The sequence below is a fragment of the Sphingomonas molluscorum genome, from assembly GCF_039522995.1.
Taxonomy (GTDB): domain Bacteria; phylum Pseudomonadota; class Alphaproteobacteria; order Sphingomonadales; family Sphingomonadaceae; genus Sphingomonas; species Sphingomonas molluscorum.
This window is the reverse complement of record NZ_BAAAEL010000008.1, coordinates 83,792-97,850: the sequence shown is the minus strand read 5'-3', so window position 1 is coordinate 97,850 and position 14,059 is coordinate 83,792. Positions and strand designations below refer to the sequence as shown.

Below are 14,059 nucleotides of genomic sequence, written 5' to 3'. Positions count from 1 at the left end.
GAACCGCCGCCGGGCGAAACCTCTGCGCGACGGCGTGCGTTCCGGTTGACGAGTGCCCGATGATTGCAGCCGCTTCGAAGTGGCTTATATCGTGGAACAAAGTGCCGTCCTGCGCGGGCGCGCTGGCGAAGGACGGTTTCTTGATGTTGTACGACGCTTACGAATTTCAACGATCGATGCTGGCCGGTGCCAGCGCCATGGCGAACTTCGGCGCGGGCCTGCTCCAGAACCCGGCGAACCCGTTTTCCTATTTCGGCGGCGGGCCGGTGCTTGCGTCTGCTTTGGAAGTCTTCGCGCATGCGGCTGCCCCGCGCGGCAAGCCGGCCTTCGGCATCACCCAGACGGTGGTCGACGGCCGCGAGGTCGCGGTCCGTGAAGAGATCGTGCTGCGGAAGCCCTTCGGCCAGCTCAAGCATTTCGTGCGCGAGGGGGTGACCGGTGGACCCAAGCTGCTGATCGTGGCGCCGATGTCGGGCCATTACGCGACGTTGCTGCGCGACACGGTGCGGCGGATGCTGGTCTCGGCCGACGTCTACATCACCGACTGGCGCGATGCGAAGCTGGTGCCGCTGTCGGACGGCCGCTTCGACCTCGACGACTATATCGACTACCTGACCGATTTCCTGGCTGCGATCGGAGCCGAGGGGGATCCCCGCGCGCATGTGCTGGCGGTGTGCCAGCCGTCCGTCCCGGCCTATGCCGCGACCGCAGCGATGAACCGCGATCGCCATCCGAACCGCCCCTATACGCTCAGCATGATGGGCGGCCCGATCGACACGCGCGAAGCGCCGACCGCCGTGAACACGCTCGCAACCGAGCGCCCGCACGCCTGGTTCGAACAGAACGTCATCGCGACCGTGCCGATGACCTATCCGGGCGCCGGCCGCCGGGTGTACCCGGGCTTTCTCCAGCTCGCCGGCTTCATGAGCATGAACCTCGGCAACCACATGATCTCCCACTGGGAGATGTTCAAACATCTGGTCGAGGGCGACGGCGACAGCGCATCCGCGACCAAGGATTTCTACGACGAGTATCGCTCGGTCTGCGACATGACGGCGGAGTTCTACCTCCAGACGATCGAGCTGGTGTTCCAGACCCACGCGCTGCCGAACGGCACGATGACGCACCGCGGCCGCCCGGTGGATCCGGCATCCATCACGGACACCGCGCTGCTCGCGATCGAAGGGGAACGCGACGACATCTCCGGCCTGGGGCAGACCCGGGCGGCGCTCACGCTCGCAAAGGCGCTTCCCGAGGAGATGAAGCAGTATCACCTGGCCGAGGGTGTCGGCCATTACGGCATCTTCCACGGCTCGAAGTGGCGCAACCGCATCGCGCCGGTGCTGGAGGGCTGGATCGCGCAGCACGGCGGCTGAAGCCGCCGCGAGCTTTCAGTCCCAGGCAGTTCTGGCCCAGTGCCACGCCGTCCAGGCGAGCACCGCCCACAGAATCACCACCATCGCCAGGCCGGCCCAAGAGACCGGGCGGCGAGAGGCCGCCTCTGCCGCGGCGCGGTGTTCGACTAGCAGCGACGCCGGCACCATCCGCGCGATCAGCCAGAGACCTGCAGGGATCAGCAGCGCGTCGTCGATCAGCCCCAGCACCGGCACGAAGTCCGGCACCAGGTCGATCGGCGACAGCGCATAGGCCGCGACCACCAAGCCCAGCAGCCGTGCGGCGAGCGGCGTGCGGGGATCACGCACCGCCAGCCACACGGCGTGCGCCTCCACCCGCACGCGGTGGGCGAGCGAGGGCCCGACGAAACGCCGGGCGCGCAAGCTAGAGCGTAACCCGCGTGTGGCTTCCGGCTTCCTCGTCATAGATGGTGTTGCCCGTCAGCATCTTGAGCTTGCCGGTGATGCTGTGATCGGTTTCCCAGATCTCGGCATCGGCCAGGTCGAAGCGCAGCATCAGCAGGTTCGGATCCTGGCGGCCGCCCTCGTACCAGGCCTCGACCTGCTTGTTCCAATAGCGATCGATCACCGCGGGGTCGCTCTCGGTCGTCAGCGTGCCGCGCAGCGACGCATAGAGGTCGTGGTTCTTGGATACGAACTGGACGGTCGCGGGGCCGCCGGCGGCTGCGCGATTGTCCTTCTTCGTGTAGAACCAGAACTCGCTGTCGGCGTCCTCGTCCAGCACCGCGTACATCGGCTCGAAGTGCTCGCGGTCGGTGGTGGTGCCCAGCATCACATAGGGGCTGGCGGCCATCGCCTTCCACATCTGCTCGCGGATTTCCTTCGGGCTCTTGTCCGGCATCATTGTCCTCCTTGAATGGCTCAGGGAGGACAACGACCGGGGACGCGGCGGTTTCCACGCCGTCCCGCATCACGCCGGGTTATGCTTGGCCAGGAAGCTCTCCAACGCCTTCAGGAACTCCAGCCGGTCCTGCTCGCGGGAGAAATGATGGTCGGCGAGCGGCTGCTCGATGTAGTCGACGGGCTTGCCCGCGCGCTTCAGCCGCTGGACCAGGGTCCGCGACTGCCGCACCGGCACTACCCGGTCCTTGACGCCATGTACCACCAGCAGCGGTGTGCCGAACCCCGTCGGATTGTTGATCGGCGATACCGCCGCCAGGTCCGGTGCCTGCCGCTTCAGCCAATCGCGCCGTGCGCCCGAATAGAGGAAGCGGCTGTCGTAGCGGCGCATCGCATTGAGGTCGGAGACGCCGGCAAAGGAAACGGCGCAACGATAGAGCGTCGGATCGCGCTCGGCGGCGCGAAAGGCCGCGTAGCCGCCATAGGATGCGCCCACCATGCACACCCGCTTCCGATCGGCGATCCCCTGCTTGGCGAGCGCGGACACCGCATCGTTCAGGTCGTCCTGCATCGCCAGGCCCCATTGGCCTTCGCCCTTTTCGGTGAAGGGCGTGCCGTAGCCGGACGAGCCGCGGTAGTTGGGCTGGATCACCGCATAGCCGCGATCGGCGAGGAACTGCGTCCACCAGTCCCATTCCTCGGTGTCACGTGCGAAGGGGCCGCCATGGGGCAGGACGATCAGCGGCAGGTCGCGGTCCGCGCCCTTGGGCGTGGTGAGCACCGCCGCGATCTCCAGCCCGTCACGCGCCTTGTAGCGGATCGTGCGAACCGGATGCAGCCGCTTCATCCCGATCTTGGGGTTGGTAAAGCCCAGGTCGGTGAGTGTGTCCGTCGCCTTGTCGTAGAGGAAATAGGCGCCCGGGGAGTCGGACCCGCTCGCCAGCAGGATCACGCGCGACTGGTCGCGGCTGAACGACACCAGCCGGACCTGCGCGCCGCGGATTCGTTCTCCCAGCTGCTTGGCCAGCTTGGCGATCTCCGGATCCATCCACTGCTGCTGCGGCCGGTCTGTGCGGATGCCGACGCCCAGCACTCTCGATTCGCCGCTGTCGGAGATCACGCCACCCAGGTCGAAGCCCTCGGTCGCCATCAACTGCTTGCCGCGGGTCATCGTCTCCAGGTCCAGCTCGTAGAGCGCGCTGAACCCCTTTTCGTCGTCGGCGATCGTCACCGCCTTGCCGGTGTTGCCCAGGAACAGCGCCGGGACCGTCAGGGAGCCGTCATCGTCGCGGTCGACCGTCCGGAAGCGCCCCCGGTCACCCGCGCGGTACAGCAGCCGCCGGCGGCGCCCGTCATCGGATCGGCCGATGCCCATGCGCACCGCGCCCTTGCCGTCGGCGTACCAGGCCATCACGCCGGGCTGGCCCTCCATCACGCGGGTGCGCTTGCCCGTGGCCAGGTCGAACAGGTCGACCCGCGGCCAAAAGCCGGGATCGTTGCTGTAGATGGACGTCTGGTAGCCCAGCAGCACCCGAGCCGTACCGTCGTTGGCAGCCCAGAGGATGTCGTCGCCGTTCTGTGCCGCGCTGTCCTTTGCCAGGACCTGCACCTTCTGGCCATCGGCGCCCACAGCCACCGCGCGGGTGACGTACCAGTCCTCGTCTCCGACCGGACTGGTCCGACCGATGCCGATCACCAGCCAGTCGTCATTGACCCAGCGCCACCAGTTCAGGTCTGCCTCGCCCAGGCCCGCGTAGCGCGGCGGCCCGCCGTCCACGGGGATGATGGCGAGGTAGAGCGTGCCGTTGAGCGCCACGCGCGCGGCATAGGTATTCCCGTTCGGGGAGAGCTCGGGCGATTGCAGCATCGGCAGGGCGGCGAAGTCCTCGATCGGCCTCGGCGCACGCTTCGCGGCGGCCTTCGTCTCAGCCTGCGCCGCCAAGCCGGCCGGCGGCAGCGGCTGTCCTCCCGCCGCCAGCGCCGCGCTCGCGAGTGCCAGCAGGCCCGCACCGGTCGCGGCTCGACCGGCTGCCCAACGTCCCTTGATCATCGTTCCCCCCTCAGCCGGCGCCCCCGCGCCGGACCCGCCATGCTGGCCAAGCACTCGGCACAAGGCAAGCCCGCGGGCGCACGTCGCCACCGGAAGGGATGAAGAATGGCGAAGGCCGCACGATGTGCCGTGCGGCGGGGAGAGGGTCAGGCGGCCTTGCGCTCCGTCGCCTCCGCCAGAACCTCCTCTTCGACTTCCGCCTCGAGGAAAGCGATCAGGCCGCGTTCGAAGCGGCTCAGATAGCGTTTCGCCCGCGGCAGCCGCAGCGTTTCCCGAAACTCGGTCTGGCCGTGTTTCACCAACTCGATCAGCCGCGGGTGGACATAGGATTTCCGAGCGATCGCCGGCGTGTTGCCGAGCGCCTCCACCACCGGTTCCAGCATCGTCTTGAGGCTGATGTCGTGCGGCGCCGTCGCCAGTGCCTCGAACGCCAGCACGCTCGCACCCCAGGTGCGGAAATGCTTGGCGGTGTAGTCGGCGCCCATCGCCTCGCGGATGTAGCAGTTGACATCGGTGGAGGTGACGGGATGCGTCTCCCCTGCGGCGTCCACCCAGCGGAACAGGTGCTGCCCCGGCAGGTCCTGGCACCGCTTCACGAAGCGGATTAGCGAGCCGTCGGTGACGGTCAGCGTGCGCATCTTGCCCGACTTGGCACGGTATTGCAGCTTCAGCCGATCGCCTTTCAGCGTCGCGTGCCGCTTGCGCAGCGTGGTCGCCCCGAAGCTCTTGTTCTCCTTCGCATAGCCCTCGTTGCCGACGCGTACGCGGCCCAGGTCGAGCAGCCGGACGACCGCCGCGACCGCGCGATCCTTGTCCAACGTGCGGTGGCGAAGGTCCGCTTCGACCTTGGCGCGAAGCTTGGGCAGCAGGTGGCCGAACTGGGCGCAGCGGTCGTACTTTTCCGCCTCGCGCGCTTCGCGAAAGGCGGTGTGGTAGCGATACTGCTTGCGGCCCCGCTCGTCCCAGCCGATCGCCTGGATATGGCCGAACGGGTCGGGCGAGAACCAGGCGTCGCGATAGGCGGGGGGCAGGCCGATCGCGTTCAGCCGGTCGATCTCGTCACGATCGGTGATGCGGGTCCCGTCCGTCCCGAAATATCCCCATCCGTGACGCATCTTGCGGCGGGTGATGCCCGGCTGCGCGTGGTCGATGAACTGGATTTCCCCGCCTGTCATTGAATCCTCTCGATTGTCGCTCCCAATGCGCCGCTCGTCGCTTCGTTCCGGAACCGCGGGGAGTGCGGCTTGTTCGACCTTGGCGTTCCCCAACAGGATAGGAGAATTCCAATGGCAGACCTTGGCGATGCGCGCGTGCTGATCCTGGCGGCCGACGGATTCGAGGAATCCGAGCTGTTCGAGCCGCGGCAGGCACTGCTCGATGCGGGTGCCACCGTCACCCTGGCCTCGATCAAGACTGATGCCATCCAGGGGATGGTGCACGACACGGAGAAGGGAAAGACGATCACGCCCGACCTCAAGCTGGAGGAGGTGGACGTCGACGACTATGACGCGCTGCTCCTGCCGGGCGGCGTCGCCAATCCGGACAAGATGCGGATGCAGGAACGCGCCGTCGAGATCGTCGGCGAGTTCATGGATGAGGGCAAGATCGTGGCCGCGATCTGCCACGCGCCCTGGCTGCTGGTGGAGGCCGACGTGGTCGACGGCCGCCGCGTCACCAGCTGGCCCTCCGTCCGCACCGACCTGGAAAACGCCGGCGCCGACGTGGTGGATGAACAGGTGGTCGTGGATGAGAACCTCATCACCAGCCGCAAGCCGGACGACATTCCCGCGTTCAACCGCGCCCTGATCGAGGCGCTAGAGAACGACCTCGCCGAAGACGAGTACGAGGTGGACACGGAGGCAGGCTCCGGCGACGACTGAGCGTTGCGGGTGGCCGGCTCGCCCGGCCGCCCGTTTCTGCTATGACGGTGGTGGCGGCGCGGGGCCGCTCCAGCTCGAGGATCGCCCATGCGCCTGTCCGCCGTCATCACCGCTGTCCTGCCCCTGTTGGTCGGAGCCGCCAGCGGCCCGCTCGCGGCCCAGTCCGGCGGCCCGTTCACGGTTGCGGAGACCGGCCGCAGCTACGCGCGCCTCCAGGATGCGGTGGGCGCGATCGGCGCCGGTACGGGCACCATCCGGATCGCACCCGGCACCTATCGCCAATGCGCGGTGCAGGCAGAAGGGCGGATCGCCTATGTCGCCGCCGAACTCGGCAGGAGCGTCTTCGAGCGGGTCACGTGCGAGGACAAGGCGGCCCTGGTGCTGCGCGGCGCAGGCGCACGGGTCGACGGGCTGGTCTTCACCCATCTCCAGGTGGCCGACGGCAACGGCGCGGGCATCCGCATCGAGAAGGGCGACCTCGCCGTGGCCAACACCCGCTTCATCGACAACCAGTCCGGCATCCTGTCCGCAAGCGATCCTACCGCCACGATCAGCGTGGACCGCTCGACCTTCGCTGGCTTGGGCAAGGACCCGACCGGCAATGGTGCGCACGGCATCTATGTGGGCGGCTATGGCGCGCTGACGGTCACGCGTTCCCGGTTCGAACGCGGCACCGGCGGACATTATCTCAAGAGCCGGGCCCCGCGCGTGACGATCGTCGACAACAGCTTCGATGACAGCGCGGGACAGGGGACCAACTACATGATCGACCTGTCCAACGGCGCGACCGGGCGCATCGCGGGCAACAGCTTCGAAATGGGCCCGAACAAGGACAACTACTCGACCATGATCACCGTCGCGCCCGAAGGGGCGGAGAACCCCTCGACCGGGCTGGTGATCGAGAACAACCGTGCCTGGCTGACCCCCGCCTTCCGCTGGAAGACCACCTTCGTGGGCAATTGGTCGGGTGATCGCGTGACGCTGCGCAACAACCAGCTGGCCGAGCGGATCGCGCCCTACGCCGATCGGTAGATCACGTCGCCAGCCGCGATCCCAGCCAGCCAGCAAGATACTCCAGGCACGCGATCCGCCGCCACAGGCCGGAATCGGTGATCCGTTCCATGTCGAAATAGCGCCGCATCGCCGGGAACGCGGGGTCGATTACCCGGTGCATATAGTCGGGCGACAGCAGCCCGCCGTGCTCGTCGCCCATCGGCCGCAGCCGGCGCTGGACCGCATAGCTGTGCTGGCGCACCCATGCCGGCCGGATGCGGGAGGACCATTCGTCGAACCGATGGCGCCGGCTCGGCGGCCCGGCGAAATCATGGCCGTAAGCCGATGGATAGCCGGCGAGCACGGGATCGATCGCCGCCAGCAGCCGCGCCTCGAACTCCCCGGCATGCTTCGCGGCCATGGGCAGCGTCAGCGCGGCCGACACCAGCTGATGGTCCAGGAACGGCATCAGATAGGTGCCGTGCTGCGCCTCCAGGCTGATCTCGCGGCCGAACAGCGCCCGACAGCGCACGCGCGGATAAGCCTGCTCGGCATGCGTGCGCGACATGCTGGTCCGCGCGTCCGGCAGGTCCAGGGCATCGGCGATCTTGTCCGCGATGCGGTCCAGGAACGCGCGGCCGTCGAACCCCGGTGTCGCGTCCCCGGGCGTGAAGCGGGCGAAGAAACTGCGGGCGATGGTCCTCGCGGTCAGCCGCCGGTCGGGCAGCAGGAAGAAGTCGCGATAGACCTCCCCACATCCACCGGAGGCGGCGAGCCCGCCGTTCGCATGTCGGCGAAGCTGGGCTGCGGCATGGCCGCCGTTTTCGAAGATGTTGCCATAGGTCGGCAGCCCGTCGAACTGGTGGAAGTTCGCCTCCACCTGCGCCGGGAACGCCTCAGGCGTCATCGGCGCGGCCGATTTGTCGATCCAGTCTACCTCGAAGCCCTCCGCCCGGCCGATTGCCTGTGCAATCCGAACGTCCGCGCTACCCTCCGGCCCATAGACATAGACGGATGGCGTGCTGCCGGCGGCGCGCAGCGCGGCGAACAGCAGCCGCGAATCGATCCCGCCGGAAAGCGGGCAGTGAATGCGGTCGCCGTACGCATCCACATAGGGTGCCACCGTCGCGCGCAGGCGTTCCGCATGCTCGGTCACGCAATCGGGAAGGCGGGCCCGGCTTGGCGCGTGAGGCAGCGGCTTCGCGGTCGCGTGGCGGGTGACCCCGTCGCGGGTGAGCTCCAGCACCCATTTCGGCCCCAGCGTCTTCAGTTCGGCAAACACCGTGTCTTCGCCGATCGGCACCACGTTGAACGCGTGTTCGTACACCCCCTGCGCATTGAAGCGGACGCTCGGCAGCCCCTGCAAGGCGGCGAGCAGCGAGGTCGAGAAGATGCGCTGGTCCGGGTCGTGGAACAGCTGGAACGCCGCGAAATAGTCGCCGAACAGGAACGCGCGGCCGTTCTTGCGGACCAGCGCCACGAACTCGCCGCCGATGCGCGACCAGTCCAGCGCCGGCAACTGCGTCTCGCGGAGCAACGCGGCAAGTGCCGGCGCGCCCAGCCTCCCATCGAACACCAGCGTCCCCGCGACCGCTACCAGGCCGTCGCCCGCGACCAGCAAGCCTCCGGCACCGCCGCTCGGCGGCTCGAAATGTAGCAGCGACCAGCCGGGAAAGCTGTGGCGGGTGGGGGCGGCTAGCCCAGCCCGTGCGCCTTGCGCCTGCGCCGCCGCGAGCGCCTGCTCGCAGGAGGGGCCGCTGTCCGTGCGTGCGAGAAACAGTCCCCCCATCGCTCCCCCTTATCCCTCCGCCGGCTGGAGTGGCGCCACGCCGGGCCTCGGTCGCGCCTGCCGGATCGGGCGCCACTGGCTCTCCGCACGCTTGCGCGCGAGATAGCCGTCGAGCCCCATCTGCGCGCCCAGCAGCATGAAGACGAACGGGTTGAACGCGATCGCAACGAACGCCGCGCCCAGCAGGTAGATGAGGTGCGCGTGCTGCAGCGCCGTCGCGAGCGGCGACGCCCAGGCAAGCTCCGGCGGCGCCTGGGAATAGCGGCGGCGCAGCAGCTCCATCCGGAACAGCCCGCCCAGGTGGATCGCCAGCCACAGTGCCAGCCCGAAATAGCCCTGCTCGCCCAGCATCTCGAAATAGGCGCTGTGGTAGGCGCGCGCCTGGTCGACCTCGAGCGCGCGCTCCACCGTCGCGTTGTTGCGGTCGCCGACGGTTGCGACCGTGTCGTAGCGGATACGGTTCTGGCGATAGGCGTCGAACCCGCCGCCCATCGGGTGATCCCGCACATAGTCGAGCGTCCACTGCCAAACGGCCAGCCGCGTCGAGGCGGACGTGTCGGCCTGATAGCTGCGAATGGTCTCCATGCGCTCGGTGAAGGTGGAGGGAAGCAGCGGCACCGCGACCAGCGCTGCCGCCCCCAACGCCGAGAGATAGAGCACCCGCCGCTTGACCTCGCGCAGCATCAGCACCGCGAGCAGCCCGACGCACAGCAGTCCCGTTCGTGCCGAGGTGCCGACCGGGATCAGCAGGCAGGCGAAGCTCAGCGCATAGCAATAGGTCCGCACGCGCCAGTCCGGCGGAAAGATCGTCCCATGCCGCGTGAACCACAGGATGATCGGAATGATCGCAATCGCGACGGTGGAGATGGTGCTGCTCTCGTAGAGCCCCGAATTGTTGGAGACCATGAGGTTCAGCTCGCCATAGCCGCCGCCGGTCACCAGCGTCTTGATGGCGCCCACCACGATGATCGAGGCTGCCGACAGGAGCATGAACAGCAGCAACGCCTCGATCCGCAGGCGCGTGCGCAGGGTCAGCGGCAGGAAGATGGCGAACGCCATCGCCTTCCATACCCAGTCCCACTTGTACCGCGCCTCCATCGGGAAGTCGGCGTGCGCCGTCGTGTACCAGCACCAGCCGATCAGCATCATCAGCAGCACCTGCCGAGGAGCGATCCGCAGCCCGCGCTTGTCATCGGCGAGCAGCCATCCGCCGACTGCAAAGGCGGCGGCGATCGCGGAGATCGGCACCGAGTTCAGCAGCAGGTACGTCAGTCGCTGCGGCGAGACTATGTCGATATAGGCATAGGCCAGCACGAACAGGAACGGCCGGCGAAAGCCGAAGGCGAACAGCGCTGCCAGGAAGCCGACAAAGGCAAGATCACGCACCGAAGCGGTTCCTGCGCCGCGGCTTGGCCCGTTCGGTATCGGCGTTCGTTTCCCGGTCCAAGTCCGGCCGCCGCAGCAGCAGCCACGCCGCCAGCAGCATCAACCCGTGCGAGAGACCAAGCGAGAAATTGTCGATCATCGTCCCGCTTTCTTACCTCTGGCCGCTCAGCGACTGCACAAGCACGGTTGACGCAGTGTTAAATGCTTTAGAGGCAGGACACCAGCCATGCGGATCCTGCACGTCCTTGATCATAGTCTGCCGCTGCACAGCGGCTATACCTTTCGCACGCGCGCGATCCTGAAGGCGCAGATCGCGCGCGGCTGGACCGTGGCAGGGGTGACGGGGGCACGGCAGGGCGGTCACGCCGCTCGCGAGGAGGACGTCGACGGGCTGCACTTTTTCCGCACCGATCCGCCGGAACCGGCGCGTGCGCCCCTGGGCGAAGTGCGCGAGGTGGCGGCACTCGCCCGCCGCGTCGAGCAGGCGGTCGAGCGGTTCAAGCCGGACGTGCTGCACGCCCATTCGCCGGTGCTCGACGGCTTGGCCGCACTGATCGTGGCACGCCGCCGCAAGCTGCCGCTCGTTTATGAGATCCGCGCCTTCTGGGAGGACGCCGCGGTCGGCAACGGTACCGGGCGGGAGGGATCGTTCCGCTACCGGGCGATCCGCCGCCTCGAAACCTGGCTCGTGCGCCGCGCGAACGCGGTCGCGGTGATCTGCGAGGGGCTTCAGCGCGACCTCGTCGCGCGCGGCATCGATCCCGCCCGCATCTTCGTGTCCCCCAACGGCGTGGACATGACGCTGTTCGGCGACCCGCCGCCGCCGGGCGCCGCGCTCGCCCGCGAACTGGAGCTAGAGGGGGAGACGATCGGCTTCATCGGCAGCTTCTACGACTATGAAGGGCTGGACGATCTGATCGCGGCGATGCCGGCGCTGGTGGCCAGGCGACCCCGGCTGAAGCTGCTGCTGGTGGGCGGCGGCCCGATGGAGGCGGCGCTGCGTGCCCAGGCCGCGGCGTCGCCGGCTTCCGACGCGATCCGCTTCGTCGGGCGGGTGCCGCACGAGGCGGTGGAGCGCTACTATGGCCTGGTCGACGTCCTGGTCTATCCGCGCAAGCACATGCGGCTGACCGACCTCGTCACGCCGCTCAAGCCGCTGGAGGCGATGGCACAGCGCCGGCTGGTGGCGGCTTCCGATGTCGGCGGCCACCGCGAGTTGATCCGGGACGGCGACACCGGCACGCTGTTCCCGGCCGACGATCCGCAGGCGCTTGCCGAACGGGTGGCCGCGCTGTTCGAAGACCGGGGGGAGTGGGACGCGATGCGCACCCGCGCCCGCGCTTTCGTCGAGCGCGAGCGTAACTGGTCGTCAAATGTTTCGCGCTACGAACCCATATACCACGCGCTTTTCAGAGGCTTCGCAACGGACGCACCATGGACGCCACAGTCGCTCCCCGACGCTTGAGCCTGCCCGCCGCCACCGCTGCCGCCGTTCTCGGCGGGGGCGTCGTCGCGCTGATCGTGCTGCTGCTGCCCACCGCGCTCCTGGAGCGGCAGGTCGGGGCTAGCGGGCTGCCGGCCATCCTCGCCGCAGCCGCGCCGCCGCTGGGGATGACGGCGCGCCTCGCGCTGATGCTGTTCCTCGGCGGCATCGCTGCGGGATTGATGTGGGGGCTGGGCCGGATCGTGTTCGGCAAGCTGCCCCTGGTGATGACGCTCCCGGCGATCCGCCGTCCCGGGCGCGCCGCGCCGCGGGAGATCGCGGCCATCCCGGTCCTGCGCCGCGGCGATGCGCATCCGGACGCCCCGGCGCGTGCGCCCGTGCTCGCGATGCGCGACCTCGGCACCCCCTTTCTGGAGGTGACGGCGGCGAACACGGTCGCGGCGGTTCCGGCCGAGCCGATCGAGCAGGCGCTACCGGAAGACCTCGACCTGCCGCTCGCTGCCTTCGACCCGGACGCCATCCCGGTGCCGGTCGAGCCGCCGCGGCCGCTGTTCCACATCGATGCCGCGTCGGGCGAGAGCGCCGACGCGGTGCTGCTCACCCGTCAGATCCGCGCCGGTTTCGCTGCGCCGCCCGAGCCCGAACCTGAGCCGCCGGTCGAGGAAAGCTCGACGCGCGCATTGCTGGTCCGGCTCGAGCGGGGGCTCGCGCGGCGGGAGCGGGGCGAGGGCGCCCCCCAGCTCGCGCGCGGCAGTGCCGGGGACGAGACGCTGCAGGCGACGCTCGCCTCCCTGCGACGCTGGGCCACCAGCGCCTGAGGATCAGCGTTCCTCCACCGTCAGCACTTCGATTTCGGCGCAAAGCCGCTCGCCATCTACCTTGCTCGACAGCAATTCGAGGTCGGCGACCAGGTGCCCACGCAGCGGCAGTTCCGCCTCGGGCAACGCCTGAAGCCACGCCTCTAGTTCCGCTGTCGCCCTCCCGGCCAGCCGGACCCGGTGGCGCGCGCCGTTGAAGGTGGCGCTCGCCCAGGGCGTGCTTTCGATGCCCCCGATCGTGATTCCGTGGCCGCCTGCCTGGCCGGCCAGCAGCAGCCGGCGTTCCAGCAAGGTCGTCACGTCCGGCCCGCGGCTCATGCGCGGCCCTCCTGCTCGGCAATATAGGTTTCGATCCGCGCCACCGTGTCGGGCCGCGGTTCGCGTCCGTTGCGCAGGTCGCCGACCAGTCGCGGGTCGTGCACCGCGTTCCGCCCGAACAGCGTTGGCGGCATGCCGCTCGCGTGCAGGAACCGGTCGATCTTCTGCAGAATTGTCACCTGACAATCTCCTGATTCGCGTCTTTCTGTTCCGGTTCTGTTCTCGCAAATCCAACTTGTCTAGGAAGATTCCTACGGCTAGGGAGAGGCGTGGAACCGGAGCAGCAACGCGCGGTGCTCGCCGCCCTGGCGGCAGAGCGGGGCGAGAGCCTGGCCGCGCTGTCGCGACTGCTCGGACGCAACGCCGCCTATCTTCAGCAATATCTGGAGCGCGGCAGCCCGCGCATGTTGCGCGAGGCGGACCGCGAGAAGCTGGCCCGCTACTTCGGCGTTCCGGAAGCGCGGCTGGGAGGTCCGGCGGTGCCGCACACGGTCGCGATCCCGCGCCTGGACCTTGCGGCGTCCGCCGGACACGGCGCCCTGGTGGAACTGGAATCCGCCGCACCCTGGCGCGTGGATAGTGAGTTCGTCCGCCGGCTCGGCGCGCGGCCGGAGGCGCTGTCGATGATCGCCGTACGGGGCGACTCGATGGCGCCCACGCTGGAGGACGGCGACTCGATCCTGGTCGACACCGGCTCGCGCGATGGTGGGGAGGGCGTCCAGGTCGTTCGCCACGAAGGCGTCCTGCTGGTGAAGCGCCTGCGGAAAACCACGGACGGCACTGCTCTCGTCAGCGACAATCCCGCATACCCGCCGATCCCGGTGCGCCCGGGCGACCGGCTGGAGATCGTGGGCCGTGTCGTCTGGCTGGCCCGGCGCCTGCGCTGACCGTCAGCGGCGGTCGACCAGCCACACCGCCAGCGCGATCGCGACGCCCGCCGCCGCGCCGACCAGAAAGCCGATCGTCGGCTGGTGGAAGCCGACGGCGCCGAGGATCGTGCCGCCGAGCACGCCGGTCGCGATGGCGAAGCCGCCGGCAGCGGTGTTGCGGGAGGGGCGCGGGTCCATGCCCTGCCTCTGCCATGTCGATGCCGCGCGCGCCAGTCATGCGACACCACCCTAGCGGA

General features: G+C 68.7%; 16 protein-coding genes. 6 read left to right on the top strand and 10 right to left on the bottom strand.

Annotated elements, in window-relative coordinates:
• Positions 1 to 143 precede the first annotated feature (143 nt).
• Positions 144 to 1,376 (top strand): polyhydroxyalkanoate depolymerase, encoded by a 1,233-nt coding sequence (locus tag ABDZ92_RS09775; RefSeq protein ID WP_125960545.1) that lies wholly within the window; start codon positions 144 to 146, stop codon positions 1,374 to 1,376.
• A 15-nt stretch (positions 1,377 to 1,391) separates the two neighbouring features.
• On the opposite strand, the gene ABDZ92_RS09770 is transcribed toward ABDZ92_RS09775, so the two are convergent.
• The 4 genes from ABDZ92_RS09770 to ABDZ92_RS09755 all read right to left on the bottom strand — a co-directional run bounded on the left by ABDZ92_RS09770 (position 1,392) and on the right by ABDZ92_RS09755 (position 5,480).
• On the bottom strand, positions 1,392 to 1,778 hold the full coding sequence (locus ABDZ92_RS09770) for a YkvA family protein (protein ID WP_241211814.1): 387 nt from the start codon (positions 1,776 to 1,778) through the stop codon (positions 1,392 to 1,394).
• Position 1,779: 1 nt separating this feature from the next.
• Positions 1,780 to 2,256 carry a pyridoxamine 5'-phosphate oxidase family protein gene (locus ABDZ92_RS09765; RefSeq protein ID WP_125960543.1) on the bottom strand — a complete coding sequence of 159 codons (477 nt, stop codon included), beginning with the start codon at positions 2,254 to 2,256 and terminating at the stop codon, positions 1,780 to 1,782.
• A gap of 69 nt (positions 2,257 to 2,325) precedes the next feature.
• Positions 2,326 to 4,305: an alpha/beta hydrolase family protein gene (locus ABDZ92_RS09760; protein WP_125960542.1), complete on the bottom strand. Its 1,980-nt coding sequence runs from the start codon at positions 4,303 to 4,305 to the stop codon at positions 2,326 to 2,328.
• A gap of 146 nt (positions 4,306 to 4,451) precedes the next feature.
• On the bottom strand, positions 4,452 to 5,480 hold the full coding sequence (locus tag ABDZ92_RS09755; RefSeq protein ID WP_125960541.1) for a DNA topoisomerase IB: 1,029 nt from the start codon (positions 5,478 to 5,480) through the stop codon (positions 4,452 to 4,454).
• Between the two features lie 111 nt (positions 5,481 to 5,591).
• Here ABDZ92_RS09755 and ABDZ92_RS09750 point away from each other — a divergent pair, with 111 nt between their 5' ends.
• Both ABDZ92_RS09750 and ABDZ92_RS09745 read left to right on the top strand, forming a co-directional pair.
• Positions 5,592 to 6,185, top strand: a complete 594-nt coding sequence (locus tag ABDZ92_RS09750; protein ID WP_125960540.1) for a type 1 glutamine amidotransferase domain-containing protein — start codon at positions 5,592 to 5,594, stop codon at positions 6,183 to 6,185.
• An 87-nt stretch (positions 6,186 to 6,272) separates the two neighbouring features.
• A complete protein-coding gene (locus ABDZ92_RS09745; RefSeq protein ID WP_125960539.1) occupies positions 6,273 to 7,217 on the top strand; it encodes a right-handed parallel beta-helix repeat-containing protein in 945 nt (314 codons plus the stop codon).
• 1 nt (position 7,218) lies between these two features.
• Here the strand turns inward: ABDZ92_RS09745 and ABDZ92_RS09740 are convergent, their stop codons facing one another.
• The 3 genes from ABDZ92_RS09740 to ABDZ92_RS09730 are packed head-to-tail and all read right to left on the bottom strand — an operon-like array spanning position 7,219 to position 10,492.
• Positions 7,219 to 8,967, bottom strand: a complete 1,749-nt coding sequence (locus ABDZ92_RS09740) for an asparagine synthetase B family protein (RefSeq protein WP_125960538.1) — start codon at positions 8,965 to 8,967, stop codon at positions 7,219 to 7,221.
• A gap of 9 nt (positions 8,968 to 8,976) precedes the next feature.
• Positions 8,977 to 10,353, bottom strand: a complete 1,377-nt coding sequence (locus ABDZ92_RS09735; RefSeq protein ID WP_125960537.1) for a putative O-glycosylation ligase, exosortase A system-associated — start codon at positions 10,351 to 10,353, stop codon at positions 8,977 to 8,979.
• Complete coding sequence (locus tag ABDZ92_RS09730; protein ID WP_164521242.1) at positions 10,346 to 10,492, bottom strand: hypothetical protein; 147 nt, start codon at positions 10,490 to 10,492, stop codon at positions 10,346 to 10,348. Before ABDZ92_RS09730 ends, ABDZ92_RS09735 begins: the two co-directional genes overlap by 8 nt.
• Positions 10,493 to 10,579: 87 nt before the next feature.
• Between ABDZ92_RS09730 and ABDZ92_RS09725 the strand changes: the two genes are divergently transcribed.
• Together ABDZ92_RS09725 and ABDZ92_RS09720 are read left to right on the top strand one after the other, a co-directional pair.
• Positions 10,580 to 11,818, top strand: coding sequence for a TIGR04063 family PEP-CTERM/XrtA system glycosyltransferase (locus ABDZ92_RS09725; protein ID WP_125960536.1), 1,239 nt, complete (start codon positions 10,580 to 10,582; stop codon positions 11,816 to 11,818).
• Positions 11,788 to 12,615, top strand: a complete 828-nt coding sequence (locus ABDZ92_RS09720) for a hypothetical protein (protein ID WP_125960535.1) — start codon at positions 11,788 to 11,790, stop codon at positions 12,613 to 12,615. Before ABDZ92_RS09725 ends, ABDZ92_RS09720 begins: the two co-directional genes overlap by 31 nt.
• A 3-nt stretch (positions 12,616 to 12,618) precedes the next feature.
• Here ABDZ92_RS09720 and ABDZ92_RS09715 read toward each other — a convergent pair whose 3' ends face one another.
• Positions 12,619 to 12,933, bottom strand: a complete 315-nt coding sequence (locus tag ABDZ92_RS09715) for a hypothetical protein (protein WP_206432187.1) — start codon at positions 12,931 to 12,933, stop codon at positions 12,619 to 12,621.
• Positions 12,930 to 13,112, bottom strand: a complete 183-nt coding sequence (locus tag ABDZ92_RS09710; protein WP_125960534.1) for a hypothetical protein — start codon at positions 13,110 to 13,112, stop codon at positions 12,930 to 12,932. Before ABDZ92_RS09710 ends, ABDZ92_RS09715 begins: the two co-directional genes overlap by 4 nt.
• A gap of 90 nt (positions 13,113 to 13,202) precedes the next feature.
• On the opposite strand from ABDZ92_RS09710, the gene ABDZ92_RS09705 reads away from it, so the two are divergent.
• Entirely contained in the window at positions 13,203 to 13,820 is a 618-nt protein-coding gene (locus tag ABDZ92_RS09705) for a LexA family transcriptional regulator (protein ID WP_206432186.1), read from the top strand.
• Positions 13,821 to 13,823: 3 nt separating this feature from the next.
• Here the strand turns inward: ABDZ92_RS09705 and ABDZ92_RS09700 are convergent, their stop codons facing one another.
• Entirely contained in the window at positions 13,824 to 14,000 is a 177-nt protein-coding gene (locus ABDZ92_RS09700; protein ID WP_164521241.1) for a hypothetical protein, read from the bottom strand.
• Positions 14,001 to 14,059 lie beyond the last annotated feature (59 nt).